We start from the raw sequence: 25,139 nt of genomic DNA on the forward strand, positions 1-25,139 counted from the left end.
CTATGTACCAGTTTGTACTGGGAAAAATCTCCACCCTTAGCGCGGACCCGCTGGCGTCAACGCTCGCAGACAGGGCACCTCAGGGTGCCCGACATGCCTCCTGGCTGGCCGGGAGGACGCTGCTCGCCAGAGCGTTATCCCCTCACCCGCTCCCCGACATCATTTACGGCGAGCAGGGGAAACCGGCCTTTGCGAAGGGGCATCCGCTGTGGTTCAACCTGAGCCACAGCGGTGACGATATTGCTTTGCTGATGAGCGATGAAGGTGAAGTCGGCTGTGATATCGAAGTGATTCGCCCGAGGAAGAACTGGCAGGCACTGGCTAATGCGGTATTCAGCATGACAGAGCATGATGAGCTGGAGCGTGAAGCGCCCGAGGAACGGCTTTCAGCGTTCTGGCGTATCTGGACGCGGAAAGAAGCGATTGTGAAACAGCGTGGCGGCAGTGCCTGGCAGATTGTCAGCATCGATAGCACTGCGCAGACACACGCGGTCAGTCAGCTACAGGTCGGATCGCTGAGCCTTGCCGTCTGCACATCGACCCCTTACACCCTGACCAACGAGTCGATTATTCACGTTGGGATGTTCGGGGTAGAAAAATCACTAACACACCCAGAATAATAAACCCGACACCCACCAGCCCGTGCCAGGAGAAGCGCTCCTCCCAGCCCGGCAGCAGGATCGCGGCGCCCCACACCAGAATATAACTGAGGCTCAGCAAGGCATAGGCTTTGCTGAGCGCCATACGGTGCAGCGCCAGATACCAGCAGCCCATAGAGGCCACATACCCCATCAACCCCAGCAGCAGCGCCCCGGTACCGGACGAGAAGTGCCACAGCGCGGAAACAAACACCAGGACCTCACTGACCGGTGGCAATGCCTGCATGGCATCGCGCAGCAACAGCTGCGCCGCGCTGACTAACAGCACGCTGCATAAGGCCCAGAACGCTCCTTTCACAGGCTCCCTCCCAGCACAATAATCCCGATGATGATGAACCCCACCCCCAGCCAGTGATGCGGCGCGACGTTTTCACGCCAGAAGGCCTTCGCCGCCAGCGTCACCCAGACAAAATTGAGGCTCAGCATAGGATAGGCAATGCCGACAGGCAGGCGTTGCAGCACCACCAGCCAGACCAGCATCCCGCTGCCCAGCGCCAGCAGTGCCAGGCCCAGCCACAGCGCGATATGTGCCCCACGCCGCCCGGCTTTCGCCGGACGGGTGGCTTGTTTCTGACACAGCTGCCCCGCGCAGCTGAGCAAGCTTGCCAGTATCAGCCAGATCCAGGTCATCACTTCGGCAGATACTGCAGGTAGGCCAGACGGCCCTGGATATACAGGCTGTCCGGTTTCGGCAGGTTAGCCTGCGTAATGTCGTCGTGTTTCGACAGCAGGATCACCAGCGACACGCGGCCCTGCTGACGATGCTCCGCCAGCCATTGTGCAAAATTATCTTTACTGACAAAGCGATCTTTCGCGTCCGGATAATCCAGCCCGTAGCGCAACTCACCCGCCTGACCAAAGAGCGTGATGTCATTACGCTTCAGCTCCCAGGCAATACCGGACGCGATCCCAACGTTATCGGCAAGGATGAACCGACTTTCCTGCAGCGGCTCACGCACGGTATCCACCAGCGACTGCGGCTGTTTGGAATCCACCACCATGTTTGGAATGGCAAAACCAATCAGCAGCGCCAGCCCTGCAGGGCACAGTGCCGCCAGCCACCAACGCTGCTGACTCTGTCTGAACGTAAACCAGCCTACCGCCGCCCAGATGAGGAACGCCACCACCGCACAGAAGACTTTATACAGTTCGACCGACGTCCAGACCGGATGCTTAGACAGTCCCCACGGCGAGACCACCAGTGCCGCCACCACGCCGATGACGCCAAACGCCAGGTTAATCCCGCCGTTAATGCGTAGCGCTCTGGCGCCTTTTTCCGCCGCGAGGCAGGCATAGCGCGCCATCAGGATAGCCAGCGGGGCAAAGCAGGGCAGGATATAGGTCGGCAGCTTGCCTTTGGCGATGCTGAAGAACAGCAGCGGCATCACCACCCAACCCAGCAGATAGAACCCGCCACCCGCGTTTTGTCTGTCATTCCAGCCGAGACGAAACGCACCAGGCAGCAGCGCCAGCCACGGCAGGCTGCCCGCGATCAGGAATGGCACGTAGTACCAGAACGGTGCTTTGTGCTGCGCGTCGCTCTGGGCGAAACGCTGAATATGCTCAACCCAGAAGAAGTAACGCCAGAAGTCAGGCTCACGCTGCGCAATCGCCAGCCCCCATGGCAGAACAATCAGCACGCAGCTCAGGATCGCGAGCCAGCCAAAAATCAGCACCTCTTTCCAGCGCTTCTGGGCGATCACCCACGGCAGCACGCCAATCACCGGTACCGCCAGCGCCAGGAAGCCTTTGGTCATCACCCCCATCCCGCAGGCCAGCCCAAGCAGCACATAGCCACCCGCTTTGCCGGCAACGGTTTGGGCCTGTGACGCCAGCCAGAAGCTGCACATCGCCGCCACCAGCCACAGGGTGATGATAGGATCCAGCACCGCATACGTGCCGATGCCATACACCAGGAACAGGGTCAGGAAGATAAGACCGGAGAAAATGGCTGTCCGCTTATCTCGCCAGAGACGCCAGGCCATCCAGATGACCAGCAGCGCCGCAAACCCGGTGGAGAATATGGACCCGGCGCGCACAGCGAGGTTGGTGTGCCCGAACAGCAACTGCCCGATGCTGTTGATCCAGTAGCCAGCAATCGGTTTTTCAAAATAACGCAGCCCCATAAAATGCGGGACAATCCAGTCTCCGGAGGCCAGCATTTCGCGGCTGATTTCCGCATAGCGCGTTTCATCAGGCTGCCACAGCAGGCGGACATCGACAGGAATGAGGTAGTAAACGATAAACAGTGCGAGAAGCGCTAAGCCATAACGGGCTGTTTTCATGGGACCGGACTCACGGTTTGTTGATAGCCAAGCCAGCCTTCCCGGCCAGCCAGTTCATTACGTACGACTTTGCCCACAGGCAGGGTGCTGAGGTCGTCCGGCAGCAGCTCGCTCAACGGGCAGAATTCAATGCCCTCCTGAGCGGCCATCGTCAGCAGTTCATCGAAATCATGCTGATACGCAATCCCTTCCACTTCGGCATGGATGGTATACACCGGCGTACCGGTGTCACGATGGATGCGGTCCAGAATGTAGCGATTGAACTCATCAGCCTTCACCTCGCGCCCGACCACTTCATCCCAGGTGGGAAGCGTGACCGGAATTTGCACCGTACCGTAGCGATTTTCGCCTAACAGTGGCAAAAACGGCCCGGTTCCGCGGCAATCGCTGTTGTAGCGAAACGCAAAGGCTTCTTTGGCTTTCACGACGCGCTGATCCGCACGCCATCCCGCCACAGCAGAGCAGCGCACGGGCTGACCGGTAATGGCCTCCAGCTCCAGCATCCCACGCTCGACTTCACGGGACAGGCGCGGGATGTCCCAGACGCCAGCCCAGGCTTGCCAGGCATGGTGATCCCAGGCATGCAGGCCGACCTCATGTAGCCGGGCCGCCTCACGGATAACGGCTTCATTACCCGCGCCGATGCGTCTGCCGGGCCAGGCGGTGCCGGCCAGCAAGATATCCCAGCCGTAGAGGGATGCTGCGCGCGAGCGCAGCATTTTGAACAGAAATGCCGGTTTAACCAGACGCCATAAATGGCGTCCCATGTTGTCAGGCCCCACGCTGAAGAAAATGCTGGAACGCACACCGTGCTTGCTCAGCAGTTCCAGCAGTTTGGGTACGCCGTCACGCGTTCCCCTGAAGGTGTCGACATCAATGCGTAAACCGACTTTTTTCATGAGTCCTGTTCCGACAGCTCCACGGTGCGCAGGAAGAAATCGAGCGTCTCATCAATGGTCAGTTCCATCTTCACCGTCGGCGTCCAGTTCAGGCAGCGCTTCGCGTTGCGAATGCTTGGCTTACGGTGCTCAACGTCCTGATACCCTTTGCCATAGTAGCTGCTGCTTTCCACTTCGCGGAAACCGGCAAACGGCGGGAATTTATCGCGCAGCGGATGGCGCTCAAAGCTGGCCAGCAGCATCTCTGCCAGCTCGCGAATGCTCGCTTCGTTGTCCGGGTTACCGATGTTGATGATTTCACCGTTGCAGCGGTTATCTTTGTTTTCGATGATGCGGAACAGCGCTTCGATACCATCGCTGATATCCGTAAAGCAGCGCTTCTGTTTCCCGCCTTCGATAAGCTTAATTGGCGAGCCTTCTACCAGGTTCAGGATCAGCTGGGTGATTGCACGGGAGCTACCGATGCGCGCCGCGTTCAGGTTATCCAGACGTGGACCCATCCAGTTGAACGGACGGAACAGGGTAAAGCGCAGACCCTCTTTCTCACCGTAGGCCCAAATCACGCGGTCCAGCAGCTGTTTGGAGACGGAGTAAATCCAGCGCTGTTTGTTGATCGGCCCGACCACCAGGTTGGAGGTGTCCTCATCGAAGTTCTTATCGGTACACATGCCGTATACTTCAGACGTGGACGGGAAGATGATGCGCTTGTCGTATTTCACGCAGTCGCGGATGATCTTCAGGTTCTCTTCGAAATCCAGCTCGAACACGCGAAGCGGGTTACGGGTGTACTCGATTGGCGTGGCAATGGCGACCAGCGGCAGCACCACGTCGCATTTTTTAATGTGATATTCAATCCACTCGGAATGGATGCTGATATCCCCTTCCACGAAGTGGAAACGCGGGTTGTCGAGGAAACGACTGATCGCGTCGGAGCCGATATCCAGACCGTAGATTTCGTAGTTATCGTCTTTGAGCAGACGTTCAGTCAGGTGGTTACCGATGAACCCGTTCACGCCGAGGATCAGCACGCGGGTACGGCGTTTGATAGCAACAACCGGCGCGCTGGTGATCAGCGCCCCGGCCACCAGACCCAGAGACTGTGCCAGCTGTATGCCCTGAACGTACAGACCGTTGTCGGTTTGTCCGGTGACGATCTCCAGCGCCTGCTCGCCGCAGCTCACAATCAGCGGGGAGACAGAGACGACGGTGCCCGGTTTGGCGGCCGGGATATCGTCACGCACGCGGGATTTCCAGACGATGAATTTGCTTACGCCAGCAAAGCTGTACGCACCCGGCCACGGGGCGGTCACGGCGCGCACCAGGTTGTGCAGCTGGCGGGCAGGCTTGTTCCAGTCCAGACGACCATCTTCCGGCGCGCGGCGGCCAAAGCTGCTTGCCTTGCTCTCATCCTGCGCGGTCTCGCTGAAGGTGCCGCTGAGGATGGCGGGAAGTGCATCACGCAGCAGCGTCTGTGCCGTCGCATTTAGCTTTTGATGCAGCTGCAGCGCAGTTTCGTCCGCATCAATAGCGACTTTATGCTGCGCTACGATAGCGCCCGCATCCGCACGGCGCACCATGCGATGCAGCGTCACGCCCGTTTCCGTTTCACCGTTCACCAGCACCCAGTTCAGCGGGGCGCGGCCACGGTAGGCAGGCAGCAGAGAACCATGAAGATTAAAGGCGCCTTTTGCGGCCAGACCTAAGATCTCGTCGGAGAGCAGGTTGCGATAGTAGAACGAGAAGATCACGTCAGGCGCGATCGCGCGGATGCGATCCACCCACAGAGGGTGGTTTACGTCGTCCGGCGCATAAACCGGAATCCCACGCTCGGCGGCGATACGCGCTACAGAGCCGAAAAAGTTATTCTCTCCGGCCGTGTCCGGATGGGTAAAGATTGCAGCAATGTCATAGCCCGCTTCCAGCAGGGCCAGCGTGCCCGTGCACCCCATATCGTGATAGGCAAATACAACAGCTTTCATGGGTGAATTTCCTCTTGAGATGCTTTGTGTTCCTGACGGACAACACGTTGAATAAAGTAGCGCGGACGCGCGCGAACATCGTTATAAATTCGGCCAATGTATTCACCGAGGAGACCCATCCCGACAAACTGGGCGCCGATGAACATAAACAGTACGGCAAAGAGCATGAAGACCCCTTCCGCCGCCCACTGCGGGCCAAAGACCAGTCGCAGTACCACCAGCATGACGGACAGCGCAAAGCCGGCCACAGCGATGATGCTGCCAAAAACGCTCAGCAGACGCAGCGGTGTGGTGGTCAGGCAGGTGATGAGGTCATACATCAGGTTGATCAGACGCATAAAGCTGTACTTCGATTCCCCGTGCTCGCGCTCGGCGTGCAGAACCGGAATTTCCGTTGCCTTACGGGCAAAGGTGTTGGCGAGGATCGGAATAAAAGTGCTGCGTTCATGGCAATGCAGCATGGCGTCGACAATATGGCGGCGGTAGGCGCGCAGCATGCAGCCGTAATCACCCATCGCTTTACCGGTCGTGCGCTGGATAAGACGGTTGATAGTGCGTGAGGCCAGCTTACGGAACAGACTGTCCTGACGGTTCTGACGTACCGTGCCGACCACGTCATAACCTTCATCAGCTTTGGCAACCAGGCGCGGGATCTCTTCCGGCGGGTTTTGCAGGTCAGCGTCCAGGGTGATAATCAGATCGCCCGTGACGTGGCTAAACCCCGCCATAATCGCCGAGTGCTGGCCGTAGTTGCGGTTGAGCAGCACGGCCACAATGTGGCTGCCTTCAGCCTGCGCGGCCTCTGTCAGCATCAGCGCGGAATTATCGCTACTGCCGTCATCTACCAGCAGAATTTCGTAAGCCTTGCCCATCGTGTCGCAGGCGGCCGTTGTACGGCGGATCAGTTCGGGCAGGCTCTCCTGCTCGTTATAAACCGGGATGACCACGGAAACTTTTTGTACAGGCGGTGCACTGAACATATCAATGTCCTGCAAGCTGATGGAGTGCGGTAATGACACGGGTTGTGTCGTCATGAGTCATATCCGGGAAAAGAGGGAGAGAACAAATACGCGCGCTATTCCATTCAGAATTCGGGAGCGATACATCAGGAAAACGCTCGCGGTAGTATTTTTGGGTGTGCGCCGCGCGGAAGTGGAGGCCGGTACCGATGCCTTTCTCTTTCAGCGCCGCCATCAGGTTGTCGCGTGAGATCCCGCAGCGCGCTTCGTCAACGCGAATAATAAACAGGTGCCAGGCGTGCACGTGCGGCCATGACGGAATGGTGAGCGGCTGGAACGGCGTATCGGCAAGCTCCCGCAGGTAGCGTTCAGCGATTTCCTGGCGGCGCTTGTTGGCCTCTTTCAGTTTGCCTAACTGCACCAGCGCCAGCGCGGCGTTGATGTCTGCCAGGTTGTATTTATAGCCCGGCGCAATCACTTCCGCCTGCGGCGCACGACCGTGCGTCTGGCGGTCATAGGCATCTACGCCCAGGCCATGGAATTTCAGACTGCGGATCCGCGCAGCAAGTTGGGCATTATCCGTGACGACTAAGCCGCCTTCCGCGCAAGTCATATTTTTAATGGCGTGGAAGGAAAAAATCGCCGTCCCTTTCCAGCCCACATGACGGTTCTTGTAGTACGTTCCGGCGGCATGGGCCGCATCTTCAATAACCGGAATACCGTGACGTTCACCGATGGCATGGATAGCGTCGATTTCACACGGCGCGCCGGCATAATGAACGGGAATAATGGCTTTGGTACGCGGGGTAATGGCGGCTTCAACGGCTTCTGGCGTCACCATTAATGTATCTTTGTCCACATCAATCATGACCGGCGTGGCACCCAGCAACACGATCATATTCAGCGTGGACACCCAGGTCTGGGAAGGGGTAATGACTTCATCGCCCGGGCCAATATCCAGCGCCATCAGCGTGACGTGCATCCCCGCGGTGGCTGAACAGACGGCAATTGCATGCTGATTCCCGGTAAGTTGACAGAATGCCTCTTCAAGTTCCTGATTCTTAGGCCCAGTGGTGATCCAGCCCGACATCAAAACGTCCTGAAGCGCCGCAATTTCCTCAGCGCCCATCGACGGTCGCGAAAAAGGCAGAAAATCACTCATTATTAATTTCCTTGCTGTATTAAAGGCGTCATCTTTTACTGCGCTGTCGTAATGGGCAGCTCAATGGGATCATGCAAGATGGTTATTAAATAAAGACCAAATAAAATTAAGTCGCTATAACAGTTATGTCAACAAACCATCAACTGAAGCAAGGTAGCGTCGTTTTCTTAGGAAAAAATTAAGACAGGTGAAAAGCAGAAGGGAAACAGCACATAGAAAAGAATAAGAAATCGTTTTACAACAGCAAGATAGTGATACTTACTATTTTTTTCATTTTTTGTGGGTGGACTCACAGCGATTACTCTACTATTTCATTTCGTTTACATTAAAATTATAAGAAAAGTAAATGAATACTCAACCAAAATAAAAATCCCGGAGGTTTGGGTGGGAACTCCGTCATCCTCCGGGAACTTTTTATTAATATCAATTGTCGCGCATTCAACTATCGCGCTTAGTTAAGATTAGCAGGAAAATCATTCGGCAATTCACTGGCCGCGCAGGCGATAACGCTTTCATTATTTGCACCGCAGTCGCGCACAAAGGTGATCGTGGCAAATTCATCAATCACTTCCGTTGGATACGCCGGGCCCGCATCACGATAGCTATTCATCAGCGGAATATGGTCGTTCTGGAAGCAGACGGTTTTTTCCGGGTTATTCATGACCCAGCGCGGGAAGAAGATGGTGCCGTGGAACAGTTTGTCGCCCAGGTTCACAATCAGGCTGACGTCGGTGCCGGTTGGCTCGGTCCAGGAAATTTTATAGATGCTCTCGCCAACGCGAACGATATACACCCGCTGATCTTTTACCCAACGATTACCCACCAGCCCGCTGTGAATACGGTAGTCGATGGTATTTTCATTTTTGATATAAATCTCGTAGTTCCAGCCGTTATCGTAAGTATAAACAAGGTGTTTGCCAACGAAGCCGCTTAAGTCGTGTTTGTCGAAGGTGTTCATAAGATGTCTCCTTTGTTTTGATGAGACGATCGTACCCCTTCAAAAAATGAATAAATAACGCTATGTTTTAATCAAATTCATCCAAATTTTAGATAAATCATGCATAAGACGACGCTGGAACAATGGTCTTTACTGGCGAAGGTGGTTGAGGCGGGCAGCTTTGCCAAAGCCGCGGAAGAAACCCACCGCAGCCAGTCCTCGGTGAGCTATAACCTGTCGCTGTTGCAGGAGCGGCTCGGCGTGGCGCTCCTGGTCCCGGAGGGGCGACGGGCGGTGTTAACCCCGGCCGGAGAACTTCTTCTTAACCAGGTTAAACCGCTGCTGAAAGCGTTTTCGTATGTTGAAACGCGCGCAGCGACCCTTCGCAACGGGATGCGCACGCGGCTGGATCTGGTGGTGGACTCCATTTTCCCGCGCCGCCGCCTGTTCGCCATCCTGCGTCAGTTCCAGCAGCAGTATCCGCAAATTCAGGTACGTCTCACCGAGGTGCTGGAAAATACCCGTGCCGATGCCATTAACGACGAAGCCGATGTGATGATCTTAACCCGCCGCCAGGACATTACCGGGCTCGGCGAATGGCTGATGAATATTGACTTTGTTGCCGTGGCCCATCACCAGCATCCTCTCTTTCACCTCGACGCACCGCTAAATGATGAGATGCTGCGCCCGTGGCCGCTCATCCAGATTGCGGACAGCCAGCCCGCCGCGCGTGCTGCCGGCGAGTCGTGGACCTTCTCCACCATCGATGCCGCCATAGAGGCCGTCGTCTCTCAGGTCGGCTACGGCTGGCTACCAGAGGAACGCATCCAGACCCAGTTGGATCAAGGCGTACTGAAACGCCTGCCGCTGAGCCACGGTGCACGCAGAGCAACGCCGCTACACCTGATTGTAAAGCGCTCCCTCGCCCCGCTTGATGAACAGGTTGAGACACTGTTGCGCCTTTTTAGCCAGGAGCCGTCATCCTCACCTGCTACGCTTTAAGGTCCGAACGTTAAAACGATAAGGAGCAGATGATGAAAATCGACTTTGCGGGGAAAGTGGCGCTGGTGACCGCCTCAACCGGCGGGATCGGGTTCGCCATTGCCAGAGGTCTGGCAGAAAGCGGAGCGGAAGTGATCGTCAATGGCCGTAGCACGGAATCGGTGAATAAAGGCATTCAACAGCTACAGCAGGTGGTGCCGGGCGTACAGGTGCGTGCCGCGATTGCCGATCTCAGCACGGCGGAAGGGGTCGAGTCGCTTCTGAAAGTTGCGAATAACGTTGACATCCTGGTCAACAACGCCGGGATTTACGGTCCGCAGGATTTCTATGCCACCGACGATGAGACCTGGGAGCGTTACTGGCAGACCAACGTGATGTCCGGCGTGCGTCTGTCCCGCGCCCTGCTGCCGGGCATGGTGCAGAAAGGCTGGGGACGCGTGGTATTTATCTCCTCCGAGTCGGCCTGCAATATCCCGGCGGATATGATCCACTACGGCGTGACCAAAACGGCGCAGCTCTCGCTGGCGCGCGGGCTGGCGAAGTTCGTGGCAGGGAGCGGCGTGACGGTCAACAGCGTATTGCCAGGCCCGACGATGTCTGACGGTTTCGCAGAGATGATGAAAGATGAAATCGAAAAAACCGGCAAATCGCTGGAGCAGCTGGCGAAAGAGTTTGTGATGGCCAACCGCCCCAGCTCGGTTATTCAGCGCGCGGCCACGGTTGAAGAGGTGGCCAATATGGTGATTTATGTCTGTTCGCCACAGGCCTCCGCCACCTCGGGCGCGGCGCTGCGCGTCGACGGCGGCGTCGTGGATGACATTATCTGATGTTGTCAGGCCGCACTGCCTGCGACCCGTCGGGCAGTAATGTAATGCGCTTGCCAGTAATCATCAGTCAGGGTTGAGACCGTTACCCCCTGACTGCTTGAGGCATGAATAAACTGGCTATTGCCAATATAAACGCCGACGTGTTTGCGGTTCGGGCCCGTCTGGAAGAACACCAGGTCACCGGCTCTCAGGCGGTACTGTGCCACCTGCACGCCGCGATGGATCTGCTCACGCGTCGTGCGCGGTAAATTAAGATGCGCCGCATCGCTGAACAGATGCTGCACGAGCGCGGAGCAATCCACCCCGCGATGCGTGGTTCCGCCCCACTGGTACTGGGTGCCTTTCCATTTCTGGTATTGATCGAGAATACGCGAGCGCAGCGGGCCTGTTTCCTGATGCACCAGTGCAGATTTCGCCGGCGATACTGCCAGCTCACTGTTCATCGATAACATCGACGCTGGCAGTTGAAAGCTGAACGCAGAAAATGAAGCAAAACTTAACGTGAGGATTGAAATAAGCGATCTAAGAGTCATATCAAGAAAGAAGTAGTGAGTGAGTTTTTCCTTACCTGTGGGGCCCAATGGTTCCCCGAAATATCTTGCGATGTGGCGATAATATAGACAGTTCGTTTTTTCACCAATCCTTATCGAGACCAAAAATGGACTCACTTTGAGATCGCAAGATCGAGAAAAAAATGGTGGTGATATAAGGACTGTCCAGCTAAAGCAGGTAAACTGATCCGCAGAATGTGTATTTCAGCTAAGACGTATTTATGACCAATATGATTGCCGACGAGACGGTGGCTAAATCCAGCGTGCTCTCTGTCTTTGACTTTGATGGAACATTAACGCACCACGACAGCTTTATTCCTTTCCTGCGTTTTGCCTTCGGTAAACGTTACTTCGCGGGCCGCCTGGTGCGCATGGCGCTGCCCACGCTCCACTGCGTTCGTCGCAAGCTGACGCGCGATGAGCTGAAGGAAGTGCTGATTAAAACGTTTCTGACGGGCGTAGATGAACACTGGTTGCGCCAGCAGGCAGAAGCCTTTTGCGAAAAATACTGGAACAAGCTGATGCGCCCCGAAGGGGTTCTGGCGGTGGCGGCTGAGGTTAATGCCGGTGCGGAGGTGACCATCTGTTCCGCGTCTCCAGCGCTGGTGCTCCAGCCGTGGGCTGACAAACTGGGCATTAAGCTGATTGGCACGCAGCTGGAAGTGAAAGACGGCAAGCTGACGGGGCGTATTACGGGCAATAACTGCCGCTGCGCCCAGAAGGTGGCAAGGCTGGAAAAAGTGTATGGCGATCTGAACGCCTATCACCTGCGCGCCTGGGGAGACACCCGCGGCGACCACGAGCTGCTGGCGGCGGCGCAGGATCCACACTGGCGGCACTTCCATCACCCGCGCAAGCGCCGGAATTCACCGATTAAGGGTTAGGTGCGGTCTGGTGCCCTCACCCACAGGGAGAGGGAGAAAAGCGATGCATCAGGCAGTACGTTTCCCCGGGAACATCACGCTCGCAATAATCCCCAGCGCCAGCACGCCTAATACCACAAACAGACTGGCCGTCGCGCCAATGCTGTAACCGTGGTGCCAGAAGTGATCGGTGGCATTTAACCCCAGCTTGAACGCCACGAAGAACAGCAGCAGCACCACGGCTTTCTCGAGGTGCACCAGATACTGCTTCAGCGCTTCCAGCACGAAGTAGAGCGTACGCAGGCCGAGAATGGCGAACATCATGGCGCTGTAGATAATCAGCGGCTCACGGCTCACGGCAATAATGGCCGGCACGGAGTCAAACGCGAACATGACGTCAGAGAGTTCGACGACGGCCACGCAAAGCAACAGCGGCGTCGCATAGCGCTTCGCCTTCTTCACGCGGCCGACCATCACGTCCTGGTTTTCCGGCTTTTCAAGCTCCGCATCCACCTCTTTCTGCGTCAGAATAAAGGCGTTGCTGCTGATTTTCGGCCAGACCGGATAGAATCGCTTCACCAGGCGATAGGCGAGATGACCCGAGTAGTCTTCCACTTCGTCACTCTCTTCATTGCGCTTGAGCATCATCACCGCCGTCCAGCCAACGACCAGCGCGAAAATCACCTCAACGTACGGTCCCAGACTTAACAGGCTGGTACCGATAGCCACAAAGATGCCGCGGAAGACAATCGCCCCCAGCACACCCCAGTAGAGGACGCGGTGACGGTACTTATCCGGCACGCCGAACCAGGCGAAGATCGCCATCATCACAAACAGGTTATCGACGGAGAGCACCTCTTCCAGCGCATAACCGGTGAGGAACAGACTCGCCATCTCGGCGCCATGGTGAACATACAGGAATCCGGCGAAGGCCAGCGCCATCATGACCCAGAAAATGGACCACATCGCCGCGCTTTTCAGCGAGACAGGCTTATCGTGACGGTGCATAAAGAGGTCGATAAACATCGCCCCAACGGCCATCACCACAAAGACAACAACGGTTTCCGTCGGGAAACCGAGATGAGCAGCAGACATACAAAACCCTTTTGGCAGACAAAACACGACACCATGCAAACTGGCGTAAACCAGGAACAGAAAAGGGCGGGCCGTTAATCAGCCTCTTCGCCCTCAAAATCGCAGCCTTCTGGCCGCGCAAGGAGGGGTACTTTACCTTACCAGACGGGGATCGTGCATCTGCCGTTTAGGCGCTCATGCCGCGCAAACGCTGCAGCACCGCCACCAGAACCGCCACAGACCAGCCCACCATCAACGCGCCCACCAGCCCTTCCACTCCGCCGATGAGCCGCCAGTGCTGGGGTAACGTGACGTCGCCGTATCCCACAGTGGCGTAACTGACCAGTGAAAAGTAGAAGCTGGTGTTCCAGTCATTAAACGCGTCGATGACAAAATAAAACGCAGCAAACAGTCCGGCTTCAAGAAGATGGGCGAAGATCATGGAGATCACGATACCGACATTGCGTAAAACAATGCGCACCGCAGAATCGACTTCTAATCTAATGAATTTTAAAACGCCAAACATCCACAGCGAATGGATCACCACGGTTAGGGTAAGCAAAATAATAATACTGATTAGCTGCATGACGCGTGCTCGACCAAAAGGAATATGGCCCCGCGAACGCGGCGGGGCACCAGGTCGAAGCTTAGTTGAATGGAGAGGAAAAGTTGGTGCAATAATTGCGTTGCGTGATTATTGCTCTGCCAGCGCCTGCGCGCACGCCCAGGCGCTTGCCCATGCCCACTGGAAGTTGTACCCGCCGAGCCAGCCAGTGACGTCCATCACTTCGCCAATAAAATAGAGCCCCGGCACGTTGCGCGCTTCCATGGTGCGGGACGAGAGCTCATTCGTGTCGACGCCACCCAGCGTCACTTCCGCCGTGCGGTAGCCTTCGGTGCCGTTTGGCTGCACCCGCCAGGTTGTCAGCGTCTCAACCAGCATCTCCTGTTCGCGGCTGTTAAGCTGCTTGAGCGACACATCCGGGATTTGCCCGAGCACCTGCAAACATTCCACCAGACGTTTTGGCAGCTGCATTGCCAGCGTGTTTTTCAGGCTTTGATTCGGGTGCGCGGTACGCTGCTCGTTGAGGAACGCGTCGAGATCGCAATCGGGAAGCAGGTTAACCGTGACAAACTCCCCCGGCTGCCAGTAGCTGGAAATTTGCAGTACTGCCGGGCCGGAGAGACCACGATGGGTAAAGAGCAGATTTTCACGGAACACCGTCCCGTCTTCGGCGGTAATGACCGAGGGAACGGACACGCCAGACAGCGTCTGAAGCTGTTCGAGAAGCGGTTTATGCAGCGTAAACGGTACCAGCCCGGCGCGCGTGGGCAAGACGTTCAGGCCAAACTGTTCGGCAATCTTATAGCCGAACGGGGAAGCCCCCAGCCCCGGCATGGACAGGCCGCCGCTGGCGATCACCAGGCTGTCTGCGCTGACGGTTTCACCGTTCAGTTGCAGCGTATAGCCCTGGTCGTCACGGGCGACGTCCAGCACTTCCGTGCGCAGGCGCATCACCACACCGCCCTTCTCGCACTCGGCCACCAGCATATCGACAATCTGCTGCGCGGAGTCGTCACAGAACAGCTGACCCAGCGTCTTTTCATGCCATGCGATGCCGTGCTTACCCACCAGGTCGAGAAAATCCCACTGGGTGTAACGCGCCAGCGCAGATTTACAAAAATGACGGTTTTGGCTCAAATAGGCCGCGGGTTCAACATACAGGTTAGTAAAGTTGCAGCGCCCGCCGCCGGACATCAGGATCTTACGGCCTGGCTTTTTACCGTTATCCAGCAACAGCACGCGACGACCCGCCTGTCCGGCCATTGCCGCACAAAACATACCCGCCGCACCGGCGCCAATTACCACGGCATCAAACCTTTCCACGTCAAAACCCTCTTTGTTAACTGCCGCGGATTGTAAAGTTTCCTCTGTGGTCACACCAGCGTAAAAAGATATTACAAAGCCATTCCATTGAAATTTAAAGAATATCCTTTCAGGCACTTTTCTCAAATCAGGTGGTATGTCAAAAAAAGTCTATATTTCACTTTGCCCGCCGTGCATTTGTCCTGGATAATGCGCCGCGTTCATGTCCTCAAAATGGCGTAACGTCCTATGCTACATTTGTTTGCCGGCCTGGATTTACATACCGGGCTTTTATTATTGCTTGCTCTGGTTTTTGTACTGTTTTACGAAGCAATCAACGGCTTCCACGACACTGCAAACGCAGTAGCGACGGTTATCTACACTCGCGCAATGCGATCGCAGCTTGCGGTTGTTATGGCGGCGGTATTTAACTTTTTTGGTGTCCTCCTGGGCGGGCTGAGCGTTGCGTATGCCATTGTGCATATGCTGCCAACGGATCTGCTGCTTAACGTAAGTTCTGGCCATGGCCTCGCTATGGTGTTCTCAATGCTACTTGCTGCAATTATCTGGAACCTCGGTACCTGGTATTTCGGCCTGCCTGCATCCAGTTCTCACACCCTCATCGGCGCGATTATCGGTATCGGGTTAACGAACGCCCTCATGACCGGTACATCGGTTGTTGATGCGTTAAATATCCCGAAAGTACTGGGGATCTTTGCCTCACTCATCGTCTCCCCTATCGTGGGTCTGGTGGTGGCTGGCGGGCTGATCTTCATCCTGCGTCGTTACTGGAGCAATACCAAAAAACGCTCCCGTATTCACCTGACGCCAGCAGAGCGTGAAAAGAAAGACGGCAAGAAAAAACCGCCATTCTGGACGCGTATTGCCCTGATCATTTCCGCTATCGGCGTGTCTTTCTCACACGGCGCGAACGATGGTCAGAAAGGCATTGGTCTGGTGATGCTGGTACTGATTGGCGTCGCACCGGCAGGATTCGTGGTCAACATGAATGCCTCCGGCTACGAAATCACCCGTACCCGCGATGCGGTAAACAACGTCGAAACCTATTTCCAGCAGCATCCTGACCTGCTGAAGAAGGCGACCGGCGTTGACCAGTTAATTCCTTCTCCGGAAGCCGGTGCCGCGACTGCACCTGGCGAGTTCCACTGCCATCCGGCAAACGCGATTAACGCGCTGGAACGTGCGAAAGGTATGCTGGGCAATATCGAAAGTTATGACAAACTGACCGTTGAGCAGCGTGGTCAGCTGCGTCGCATTATGCTGTGCATCTCTGATGTGACGGATAAAGTGGCGAAGCTGCCTGACGTGAATGCTGACGACCAGCGTCTGCTGAAGAAACTGAAAAGCGATATGCTCAACACCATCGAGTACGCGCCAATCTGGATCATCATGGCCGTCGCGCTGGCACTGGGTATCGGTACGATGATTGGCTGGCGTCGTGTGGCGACCACCATCGGCGAGAAGATCGGTAAGAAAGGCATGACCTATGCGCAGGGTATGTCCGCGCAGATGACGGCGGCGGTGTCTATCGGTCTGGCGAGCTACACCGGTATGCCGGTATCAACCACCCACGTACTCTCCTCGTCCGTGGCAGGTACCATGATTGTTGACGGTGGCGGTCTGCAGCGCAAAACCGTGACCAACATTCTGATGGCCTGGGTGTTCACCCTTCCAGCCTCTATCCTGCTGTCTGGCGGTTTGTACTGGATTTCGCTGAAGCTGATTTAATCGGTTGAAGGTGACAAAAAGCGGGTCAGGAAACTGACCCGCTTTTTTTATGCTCAGTGCCAAATCATCAATGCAATCATACTGACCACGACCAGCCCGCACAGGGCGCTGGTCAAAATGAATTGACGACGCAGGCGCTCGCAGCGGCGAATAAACTCTTCATCGTGATGATCGCGGTAGCGCTGGTAGTAGATGTATCCCACCAGACGCATCTGCTTGCTGGGCTGTCCATGCGAGGTGAAGAACCCTCCACCGTCCACATACTGATAAAGCAGCGGATCGCAACCACGAAGTACCACTAACAGCGCACGTAACGATGAAAAGTAGCGCGCCATATTCACTATGCAAACCACGCATAACGCCCAAAACAATGCGACGGTGCTAATCATACATCCTCCCCGGCGTCCGCCCACGAAGCAAGGCTCATGAGCTCCCGCACCCCAATGCCCTGACAGACAGTTCAGTGAAAGAATGACCAAAAGTCGATTCGGTTCGCGTTTTAATATCCGAACGGCTCATTTAATAGTGTAGGAGATCCGTTAATTTTTTTGCCACAAGGTTAATCGTTATCAACACCAAAGCTTGAAAAATATGTTTAACTGGGCCGTAATGAAAGTATCAGACGACGGCTTTCACTTTTAGTCATCGATAACTTAAGGAAGGAGTAACACTATGGCTTACAAACACATTCTCATCGCGGTTGACCTCTCCCCGGAGAGCAAAGTGCTGGTTGATAAAGCGGTATCCATGGCACGTCCCTACAACGCGAAAGTTTCGCTTATCCACGTTGACGTGAATTACTCCGACCTCTACACCGGTCTGATCGATGTGAATCTTGGCGATATGCAGAAACGCATCTCCGAAGAGACTCACCACGCCCTGAGCGAACTGTCGACCAACGCGGGCTATCCGATTACCGAAACCCTGAGCGGCAGCGGCGACCTGGGCCAGGTACTGGTTGATGCGATCAAGAAATACGACATGGACCTGGTGGTTTGCGGCCACCATCAGGACTTCTGGAGCAAGCTGATGTCTTCAGCGCGTCAGCTGATCAACACCGTTCACGTGGATATGCTGATTGTTCCACTGCGTGACGAAGAAGACGAATAAGTGCAAAAAAGCCCGGTGGCGCTAACGCTTACCGGGCCTACAAGCGGCACTGAACGTAGGCCGGGTAAGGCGAAGCCGCCACCCGGCTTTTTTTATTCCGCCGTACCCGGATAGATATCAAACCGGTGCCCTTTGGTGGTCACCGCATTAGTGGTCGCAACGTCCGCCAGAGGCGGCGCATAATCCGGGCGTTTCACCACCACACGCTTCGTTGCTAGTTTACGCGCAGGCTCCAGCAGGCCATCTGCATCCAGATCCGGTCCCACCAGCGACTGAAACACCCGCATCTCTTTCTTCACCAGCGCGCTTTTCTGCTTATGCGGGAACATGGGGTCGAGATAGACCACCTGCGGGCGCGGGGTGATATCCGTCAGCGCCATCAGGCTGGACGCGTGGATCAACTGCAAACGCGCCTGCAACCACGGGCCGATTTCCGGGTCCGCATAGCCCCGTGCCAGCCCATCGTCGAGCAGCGCGGCGACCACCGGATTACGCTCCAGCATCCGCACGTGACAGCCGACAGACGCCAGCACAAACGCATCGCGCCCCAGCCCCGCCGTGGCATCGACCACGTCCGGAAGGTAGCTCCCTTTGATGCCGACCGCTTTAGCCACCGCTTCGCCGCGACCGCCGCCGAACTTGCGCCGGTGCGCCATGGCGCCGCCGACAAAATCGACAAAAATCCCGCCGAGCTTCGGTTCGTCGCGCTTACGCAACTCCAGATGTTCCGGCGTCATGACCAGCGCCATCAGGTTTTCTTCATCGTGCTCCAGCCCCCAGCGGGCCGCCAGAACAGATAAGGCGCCGTCTCCGGCGCCTGTTTCATCCACTAAGCAGATCTTCACGTAACAATCAGCCTTTGATCCCGTAATGCTCAAGCATCGCATCCAGCTGCGGCTCGCGGCCACGGAAGCGTTTGAACAGCACCATTGGCTCTTCAGAACCGCCGCGGGTCAGAATGTTATCGAGGAATGACTGGCCGGTTTCGCGGTTGAAGATCCCCTCTTCTTCGAAGCGAGAGAAGGCATCTGCCGCCAGAACGTCGGCCCACAGGTAGCTGTAGTAACCCGCCGCGTAGCCGCCAGCAAAGATATGGCTGAAGGCATGCGGGAAGCGACCCCAGGTTGGCCCAGGAATAACAGCAACCTGCTTTTTAATCTCGGCCAGAGTTTCAAGGATTTTCGCGCCCTGTTCCGGGCTAAACTCGGCATGCAGACGGAAGTCGAACAGGCCGAACTCCAGCTGGCGCAGAATAAACATCGCCGCCTGGTAGTTTTTCGCCGCCAGCATTTTATCCAGCAGTTCCTTCGGCAGCGGTTCGCCGGTTTCGTAATGGCCGGAGATAAACGCCAGCGCGTCCGGCTCCCAGCACCAGTTTTCCATAAACTGGCTTGGCAGCTCGACCGCATCCCACGGCACACCGCTAATGCCAGCCACGCCTGCGGTTTCGATGCGGGTCAGCATGTGGTGCAGACCGTGACCGAACTCGTGGAACAGGGTAATCACTTCGTCGTGGGTGAACAGCGCCGGTTTGCCGTTCACCGGACGGTTAAAGTTACAGGTCAGGTAGGCGACTGGCTTCTGCAGGGATCCGTCGGCTTTACGCATCTGGCCTACGCAGTCATCCATCCACGCCCCGCCGCGCTTGTTCTCACGCGCGTAGAGGTCAAGGTAGAAGCTGCCGCGCAGTTCGTTTTGCTCGTCATACAGCTCGAAGAAGCGCACGTCCGGGTGCCAGACGTCGATGTCGGTACGCTCTTTGGCAGTGATGCCGTAGATGCGTTTTACCACTTCGAACAGGCCGTTGACGGCTTTGTTTTCCGGGAAGTACGGGCGCAGCTGCTCGTCGCTGATGCTGTAGAGGTGCTGCTTCTGCTTTTCGCTGTAGTACGCGATATCCCACGGCTGCAGCTCGTCCACGCCGAACTCCGCTTTCGCGAAGGCGCGCAGCTGGGCCAGCTCTTTCTCACCCTGAGGACGGGCGCGTTTCGCCAGATCGGTCAGGAAGTCGAGCACCTGCTGCGGGTTCTCCGCCATTTTGGTGGCGAGGGATTTATCGGCGTAGTTTTCGAAGCCCAGCAGCTGCGCCAACTCGTGACGCAGGGCGAGAATTTCCGCCATCACCGGGCTGTTATCCCACTTACCGGCATTCGGCCCCTGATCGGAGGCGCGGGTGCTGTACGCGCGGTACATCTCCTCACGCAACGTCTGATTGTCGCAGTAGGTCATGACCGGCAGATAGCTTGGGATATCCAGCGTTAACAGGAAACCGTCCTGCTCTTTCGCCTCGGCCTGGGCTTTTGCCGCCGCCAGCGCGCTTTCCGGCATTCCCGCAAGCTCCGCTTCGTCGGTAATCAGCTTCGTCCAGCCCATGGTGGCGTCGAGCACGTTGTTGCTGTACTGGTTGCCCAGCTCGGACAGACGCGCGGCAATTTCACCGTAGCGGGTCTGCTTCTCTTTTGGCAGGCCAATCCCGGACAGCTCGAAATCACGCAGGGCGTTATCGACCGATTTTTTCTGTGCGGTGTTCAGTTCGGCATAATGGTCACCGTCGCGCAAGTCGCGATACGCCTTATAAAGCCCTTCGTGCTGGCCAACCCAGGTGCTGTACTCAGAGAGCAGCGGCAGGGTCTGCTCGTAGGCTTCACGCAGTTCCGGGCTGTTTTTTACCGAATTCAGGTGGCTCACCGGGGAGAAGATACGCCCCAGCACGTCGTCCACTTCGGCCAGCGGCTGACACAGATTTTCCCAGGTGTACGGCGCGCCCTGCGCGACCACGCTTTCTACCGCCGCGCGGCAGTTATCCAGCGATTGCGTAACGGCTGGAACCACATGCTCAGGGAGGATTTTAGAAAACGGCGGCAACGAAAAAGGCGTCAGTAATGGATTGGTCATAAACGCTGTCCTGTTGAAATAGGTGAATGAAGCGCGCATCCGGCGCTGTGCATATGGGATCTAGAATGGGGTTAAGTGTAGAGGATTTCAATGCCAGACGTGGCGGAAAAGAGCCCGGTGGCGCTGCGCTTACCGGGCCTACGGGTAATCTGCGCCGTTCTGCTGTAAACTGTGGCAAATCGTCAATTCAGCGGAATATCATTACCCATGCTCAGTTATCGCCACAGCTTCCACGCAGGCAACCACGCCGACGTCCTTAAACACACCGTTCAGAGCCTGATCATCGAATCGCTCAAAGAGAAAGATAAGCCGTTTCTCTATCTGGACACGCACGCGGGCGCGGGCCGTTATCAGCTGAGCGGCGAGCATGCCGAGCGTACCGGTGAATATCTGGAAGGGATTGCCCGCATCTGGCAGCAGGACGATCTGCCCGCCGAGCTGGAGCCGTACATCGGCGTGGTGAATCACTTCAACCGTAACGGCCAGCTGCGCTACTACCCGGGCTCACCGCTGATTGCACGCCAGCTGCTGCGCGAGCAGGACAGCCTCCAGTTGACTGAGCTGCACCCGAGCGACTTCCCGCTGCTGCGTTCTGAATTCCAGAAAGACAGCCGCGCCCGCGTGGAAAAAGCCGACGGTTACCAGCAGCTGAAAGCCAAACTGCCGCCGGTTTCCCGTCGCGGCCTGGTGCTGATCGACCCGCCGTACGAAATCAAAACCGACTATCAGGCGGTGGTGACCGGTATCCACGAAGGCTATAAACGCTTCGCCACCGGGACATACGCCCTGTGGTACCCGGTGGTGCTGCGCGCGCAAATCAAACGCATGATCAAAGACCTGGAAGCGACCGGCATCCGCAAAATCCTGCAGATCGAGCTGGCGGTACGTCCGGACAGCGATCAGCGCGGCATGACCGCCTCCGGGATGATTGTGATCAACCCGCCGTGGAAGCTCGAAGCGCAGATGAACAACGTGCTGCCGTGGCTGCATAAAACGCTGGTGCCAGCGGGTACAGGCCACGCCACCGTCAGTTGGATCGTGCCGGAGTAATCGCAGCCATCGGTGGAAACTATTGATTTCAGGTATACAATCGCGGCAATTCACGATTAAGGACAAAAGCTATGACTAAGCATTATGACTACATCGCAATCGGCGGCGGCAGCGGCGGCATCGCCTCCATCAACCGTGCGGCCATGTACGGCCAGAAGTGCGCGCTGATTGAAGCCAAAGCGCTGGGCGGCACCTGCGTGAACGTGGGTTGTGTACCGAAGAAAGTGATGTGGCATGCGGCGCAGATCCGTGAAGCTATCCATATGTATGGCCCGGACTACGGCTTTGACACCACCATCAACCACTTCGACTGGGACAAGCTGATCGCCAGCCGTACCGCCTACATCGACCGTATTCATACCTCGTACGACAACGTGCTGGGCAAAAATAACGTCGACGTGATCCGTGGTTTTGCCCGTTTCGTTGATGCGAAGACGATCGAGGTGAACGGCGAGACGATCACCGCCGATCACATCCTGATCGCCACCGGCGGTCGTCCGAGCCACCCGAACATCCCGGGCGTGGAATACGGCATCGACTCCGACGGTTTCTTCGAACTGCCTGCCCTGCCAAAACGCGTTGCCGTGGTGGGCGCGGGGTATATCGCGGTTGAACTGGCCGGGGTGATTAACGGCCTGGGCGCAGAGGCGCACCTGTTCGTACGTAAACATGCACCGCTGCGCAGCTTTGACCCGCTGATTGTCGACACGCTGGTTGAAGTGATGAACACCGAAGGCCCAACCCTGCACACCAACGCCGTGCCAAAAGCGGTGGTGAAAAACGCGGACGGCAGCCTGACGCTTGAGCTGGAAGATGGCCGCAGCCAGACCGTCGATTGCCTGATCTGGGCGATTGGCCGTGAACCGGCGAACGATAACTTCAACCTGGGCGTAACTGGCGTGAAAACCGACGAAAAAGGCTATATCGTCGTCGATAAATTCCAGAACACCAGCGTACCGGGCATTTATGCGGTCGGTGATAATACCGGTGCGGTTGAGCTGACGCCAGTGGCCGTTGCGGCGGGTCGTCGTCTCTCCGAGCGCCTGTTTAACAACAAGCCGGACGAGCATCTGGATTACAACCTTATCCCAACCGTAGTCTTTAGCCACCCGCCAATCGGCACCGTCGGCTTAACCGAGCCGCAGGCGCGCGAGCAGTATGGCGACGACCAGGTGAAAGTGTATAAATCGGCCTTCACCGCGATGTATACCGCCGTCACCTCACACCGCCAGCCGTGCCGCATGAAGCTGGTCTGCGTGGGCCCGGACGAGAAGATTGTCGGTATCCACGGCATTGGCTTCGGCATGGACGAGATCCTGCAGGGCTTTGCGGTGGCGCTGAAGATGGGTGCAACGAAGAAAGATTTCGATAACACGGTGGCAATCCACCCGACGGCCGCGGAAGAATTCGTGACCATGCGTTAATCCTGATGCCCCTCCCCGGAGGGGCATTTTTTTTAACATTCATAAATCGTTGCAAAACGAATGCTCCGAAAATAGTGATCTACCGCACATATCCCTCCCCATCTACCGAAGCGAATGTCTACGCTTATAAGACGCCCGGATAAACCTGTCTTTTGAACACACAACCGGAGGTCCCTATCACCATGTTCAACCAGAAACTACAGGCTACCGAGAACATCGAATTCGAGATTGCAGAAGAGCTGCGCTACGAGACCGATCCCTGCGAGTTGAAACTGGATGAAATGATTGAGGCGGAGCCGGAACCCGAAATGATCGAGGGGCTACCCGCCTCCGATGCGTTGACGCCCGCAGACCGCTATCTTGAACTGTTCGAGCATGTGCAGTCGACACGGCTGTTTGCGGACAGTAAAACCTTCCCCGACTGCGCCCCGAAGATGGATCCGCTGGATATCCTGATCCGCTACCGCAAGGTCAGACGCCACCGGGATTTCGACCTGCGCCAGTTTGTGGAGAACCACTTCTGGATGCCGGAAACGTACGGCACAGAATATGTCTCCGACCCGGGACTCTCCCTGAAAGCGCACATTGATAACCTGTGGCCGGTGCTGACGCGCGAACCGCAGGATCATATTCCCTGGTCTTCCCTGCTGGCGCTGCCGCAGGCCTATATCGTCCCCGGGGGGCGATTCAGCGAGACCTACTACTGGGATTCCTATTTCTCCATGCTGGGGCTGGCGGAGAGTGGCCGTAACGATCTGCTGAAGTGTATGGCGGACAACTTCGCCTGGCTGATTGAACGCTACGGGCATATCCCCAACGGCAACCGAACCTATTATCTCAGCCGCTCACAGCCGCCGGTCTTTGCCCTGATGGTGGAACTGTTCGAAGAAGACGGCGTGCGCGGTGCGAAACGCTATCTGGATCACCTCAAAATGGAGTACGCCTTCTGGATGGACGGCGCGGAGTCGCTGCTGCTTAACCAGGCTTACCGCAGCGCCGTGCGCATGCCGGACGGTTCATTACTCAACCGCTATTGGGACGACCGTGATACCCCACGCGACGAATCGTGGATTGAGGACGTGGAAACTGCCCGCCACTCGGGTCGTCCGCCCAATGAAGTCTATCGCGACCTGCGCGCGGGGGCGGCGTCCGGCTGGGATTATTCGTCCCGCTGGCTGCGCGATCCGTCGCGGCTCGCCAGCATCCGCACGACGCAGTTTATCCCCATCGATTTGAACGCCTTCCTGTTTAAGCTGGAAAGCGCTATTGCCAACATCTCGGCGTCGAAAGGGGACAAAGAGACGGCAGAGGCGTTTCGCCAGAAAGCCAACGATCGGCGCGCGGCGGTGAACCGCTATCTGTGGGATGAAGAGAGCGGCTGTTACCGCGATTACGACTGGCGGCGCGAAGAACAAGCGCTGTTCTCAGCAGCCAGCATTGTGCCGCTGTACGTTGGCATGGCGACGCACGAGCAGGCCGAGCGCCTGTCTGACGCGGTGAAAGCCCGACTCCTGACCCCGGGCGGAATTCTGGCGACCGAGTACGAAACCGGCGAGCAGTGGGATAAACCCAATGGCTGGGCGCCGTTGCAGTGGATGGCGATTCAGGGATTCAAGCAGTACGGCAACGACTCGCTGGGGGATGAGATCGCCTGGAGCTGGCTGCATACGGTGAACCATTTTTATCAGACGCACCACAAGCTGATTGAGAAGTACCACATCGCCAGCAGTACGCCGCGAGAAGGTGGCGGGGGGGAGTATCCGCTGCAGGATGGTTTCGGCTGGACGAACGGCGTAGTGCGGCGGCTGATTGGGTTGTATGGGGAACCTTAAGTGGGGTGCGGTCTG

At 56.7% G+C, this 25,139-nt stretch carries 24 protein-coding genes; 9 read left to right on the plus strand and 15 right to left on the minus strand.

What is annotated here, in order from left to right; genetic code table 11:
* Positions 1 to 2: 2 nt before the first annotated feature.
* Complete coding sequence (acpT, locus tag FU672_RS21115) at positions 3 to 620, plus strand: 4'-phosphopantetheinyl transferase AcpT (RefSeq protein ID WP_148244698.1); 618 nt, start codon at positions 3 to 5, stop codon at positions 618 to 620.
* On the opposite strand, the gene arnF is transcribed toward acpT, so the two are convergent.
* From arnF to FU672_RS21155, 8 genes are all read right to left on the minus strand, one after another.
* A complete protein-coding gene (arnF, locus tag FU672_RS21120) occupies positions 568 to 957 on the minus strand; it encodes a 4-amino-4-deoxy-L-arabinose-phosphoundecaprenol flippase subunit ArnF (protein ID WP_148244699.1) in 390 nt (129 codons plus the stop codon). The genes acpT and arnF overlap by 53 nt on opposite strands.
* Positions 954 to 1,289: a 4-amino-4-deoxy-L-arabinose-phosphoundecaprenol flippase subunit ArnE gene (arnE, locus tag FU672_RS21125; RefSeq protein ID WP_047345702.1), complete on the minus strand. Its 336-nt coding sequence runs from the start codon at positions 1,287 to 1,289 to the stop codon at positions 954 to 956. Before arnE ends, arnF begins: the two co-directional genes overlap by 4 nt.
* Entirely contained in the window at positions 1,289 to 2,944 is a 1,656-nt protein-coding gene (gene arnT, locus FU672_RS21130) for a lipid IV(A) 4-amino-4-deoxy-L-arabinosyltransferase (protein ID WP_148244700.1), read from the minus strand. The genes arnE and arnT overlap by 1 nt, the downstream gene beginning before the upstream one ends.
* Positions 2,941 to 3,843: a 4-deoxy-4-formamido-L-arabinose-phosphoundecaprenol deformylase gene (gene arnD / locus FU672_RS21135; RefSeq protein WP_148244701.1), complete on the minus strand. Its 903-nt coding sequence runs from the start codon at positions 3,841 to 3,843 to the stop codon at positions 2,941 to 2,943. Before arnD ends, arnT begins: the two co-directional genes overlap by 4 nt.
* Positions 3,840 to 5,822: a bifunctional UDP-4-amino-4-deoxy-L-arabinose formyltransferase/UDP-glucuronic acid oxidase ArnA gene (arnA, locus tag FU672_RS21140; protein WP_148244702.1), complete on the minus strand. Its 1,983-nt coding sequence runs from the start codon at positions 5,820 to 5,822 to the stop codon at positions 3,840 to 3,842. The genes arnD and arnA overlap by 4 nt, the downstream gene beginning before the upstream one ends.
* Positions 5,819 to 6,802, minus strand: coding sequence for an undecaprenyl-phosphate 4-deoxy-4-formamido-L-arabinose transferase (gene arnC / locus FU672_RS21145; RefSeq protein WP_148244737.1), 984 nt, complete (start codon positions 6,800 to 6,802; stop codon positions 5,819 to 5,821). Before arnC ends, arnA begins: the two co-directional genes overlap by 4 nt.
* A gap of 1 nt (position 6,803) precedes the next feature.
* Positions 6,804 to 7,943, minus strand: coding sequence for a UDP-4-amino-4-deoxy-L-arabinose aminotransferase (gene arnB / locus FU672_RS21150; RefSeq protein ID WP_148244703.1), 1,140 nt, complete (start codon positions 7,941 to 7,943; stop codon positions 6,804 to 6,806).
* A gap of 451 nt (positions 7,944 to 8,394) precedes the next feature.
* Positions 8,395 to 8,901, minus strand: a complete 507-nt coding sequence (locus FU672_RS21155; protein WP_148244704.1) for a phenolic acid decarboxylase — start codon at positions 8,899 to 8,901, stop codon at positions 8,395 to 8,397.
* Positions 8,902 to 9,000: 99 nt separating this feature from the next.
* On the opposite strand from FU672_RS21155, the gene FU672_RS21160 reads away from it, so the two are divergent.
* Positions 9,001 to 9,882 carry a LysR family transcriptional regulator gene (locus FU672_RS21160; RefSeq protein WP_148244705.1) on the plus strand — a complete coding sequence of 294 codons (882 nt, stop codon included), beginning with the start codon at positions 9,001 to 9,003 and terminating at the stop codon, positions 9,880 to 9,882.
* Positions 9,883 to 9,914: 32 nt separating this feature from the next.
* A complete protein-coding gene (locus tag FU672_RS21165) occupies positions 9,915 to 10,709 on the plus strand; it encodes an SDR family NAD(P)-dependent oxidoreductase (protein WP_047646797.1) in 795 nt (264 codons plus the stop codon).
* 5 nt (positions 10,710 to 10,714) lie between these two features.
* Here the strand turns inward: FU672_RS21165 and FU672_RS21170 are convergent, their stop codons facing one another.
* On the minus strand, positions 10,715 to 11,242 hold the full coding sequence (locus FU672_RS21170; RefSeq protein ID WP_148244706.1) for an NlpC/P60 family protein: 528 nt from the start codon (positions 11,240 to 11,242) through the stop codon (positions 10,715 to 10,717).
* A 239-nt stretch (positions 11,243 to 11,481) separates the two neighbouring features.
* Here FU672_RS21170 and FU672_RS21175 point away from each other — a divergent pair, with 239 nt between their 5' ends.
* A complete protein-coding gene (locus tag FU672_RS21175; protein ID WP_148244707.1) occupies positions 11,482 to 12,144 on the plus strand; it encodes an HAD family hydrolase in 663 nt (220 codons plus the stop codon).
* Positions 12,145 to 12,192: 48 nt separating this feature from the next.
* Here FU672_RS21175 and FU672_RS21180 read toward each other — a convergent pair whose 3' ends face one another.
* The 3 genes from FU672_RS21180 to FU672_RS21190 all read right to left on the minus strand — a co-directional run bounded on the left by FU672_RS21180 (position 12,193) and on the right by FU672_RS21190 (position 15,085).
* Positions 12,193 to 13,218: a TerC/Alx family metal homeostasis membrane protein gene (locus tag FU672_RS21180; RefSeq protein ID WP_148244708.1), complete on the minus strand. Its 1,026-nt coding sequence runs from the start codon at positions 13,216 to 13,218 to the stop codon at positions 12,193 to 12,195.
* 166 nt (positions 13,219 to 13,384) lie between these two features.
* The gene (locus FU672_RS21185; RefSeq protein WP_148244709.1) at positions 13,385 to 13,783 is read right to left on the minus strand and encodes a potassium channel family protein; all 399 of its coding nucleotides are present in this window, start codon (positions 13,781 to 13,783) and stop codon (positions 13,385 to 13,387) included.
* 108 nt (positions 13,784 to 13,891) lie between these two features.
* Complete coding sequence (locus tag FU672_RS21190) at positions 13,892 to 15,085, minus strand: BaiN/RdsA family NAD(P)/FAD-dependent oxidoreductase (protein WP_148244710.1); 1,194 nt, start codon at positions 15,083 to 15,085, stop codon at positions 13,892 to 13,894.
* Positions 15,086 to 15,313: 228 nt separating this feature from the next.
* Between FU672_RS21190 and pitA the strand changes: the two genes are divergently transcribed.
* Positions 15,314 to 16,813: an inorganic phosphate transporter PitA gene (gene pitA, locus FU672_RS21195; RefSeq protein WP_148244711.1), complete on the plus strand. Its 1,500-nt coding sequence runs from the start codon at positions 15,314 to 15,316 to the stop codon at positions 16,811 to 16,813.
* A 53-nt stretch (positions 16,814 to 16,866) separates the two neighbouring features.
* Here pitA and uspB read toward each other — a convergent pair whose 3' ends face one another.
* Positions 16,867 to 17,202: a universal stress protein UspB gene (gene uspB, locus FU672_RS21200; protein WP_003861224.1), complete on the minus strand. Its 336-nt coding sequence runs from the start codon at positions 17,200 to 17,202 to the stop codon at positions 16,867 to 16,869.
* Positions 17,203 to 17,485: 283 nt separating this feature from the next.
* Here uspB and uspA point away from each other — a divergent pair, with 283 nt between their 5' ends.
* A complete protein-coding gene (uspA, locus tag FU672_RS21205; RefSeq protein WP_003861223.1) occupies positions 17,486 to 17,923 on the plus strand; it encodes a universal stress protein UspA in 438 nt (145 codons plus the stop codon).
* 92 nt (positions 17,924 to 18,015) lie between these two features.
* Here the strand turns inward: uspA and rsmJ are convergent, their stop codons facing one another.
* Both rsmJ and prlC read right to left on the minus strand, forming a co-directional pair.
* Positions 18,016 to 18,768 carry a 16S rRNA (guanine(1516)-N(2))-methyltransferase RsmJ gene (gene rsmJ / locus FU672_RS21210; protein ID WP_148244712.1) on the minus strand — a complete coding sequence of 251 codons (753 nt, stop codon included), beginning with the start codon at positions 18,766 to 18,768 and terminating at the stop codon, positions 18,016 to 18,018.
* A 7-nt stretch (positions 18,769 to 18,775) separates the two neighbouring features.
* On the minus strand, positions 18,776 to 20,818 hold the full coding sequence (gene prlC / locus FU672_RS21215) for an oligopeptidase A (RefSeq protein WP_148244713.1): 2,043 nt from the start codon (positions 20,816 to 20,818) through the stop codon (positions 18,776 to 18,778).
* Between the two features lie 207 nt (positions 20,819 to 21,025).
* On the opposite strand from prlC, the gene FU672_RS21220 reads away from it, so the two are divergent.
* The 3 genes from FU672_RS21220 (at position 21,026) to FU672_RS21230 (ending at position 25,124) form a co-directional block, all read left to right on the plus strand.
* Complete coding sequence (locus FU672_RS21220; RefSeq protein ID WP_148244714.1) at positions 21,026 to 21,868, plus strand: 23S rRNA (adenine(2030)-N(6))-methyltransferase RlmJ; 843 nt, start codon at positions 21,026 to 21,028, stop codon at positions 21,866 to 21,868.
* A gap of 71 nt (positions 21,869 to 21,939) precedes the next feature.
* Positions 21,940 to 23,292, plus strand: a complete 1,353-nt coding sequence (gorA, locus tag FU672_RS21225; RefSeq protein WP_148244715.1) for a glutathione-disulfide reductase — start codon at positions 21,940 to 21,942, stop codon at positions 23,290 to 23,292.
* A 182-nt stretch (positions 23,293 to 23,474) separates the two neighbouring features.
* Entirely contained in the window at positions 23,475 to 25,124 is a 1,650-nt protein-coding gene (locus FU672_RS21230) for an alpha,alpha-trehalase (protein ID WP_148244716.1), read from the plus strand.
* The last annotated feature ends 15 nt before the right edge of the window (positions 25,125 to 25,139 follow it).

The organism is Enterobacter asburiae (genome assembly GCF_008080435.1).
Classification (GTDB): Bacteria; Pseudomonadota; Gammaproteobacteria; order Enterobacterales; family Enterobacteriaceae; genus Enterobacter; species Enterobacter asburiae_C.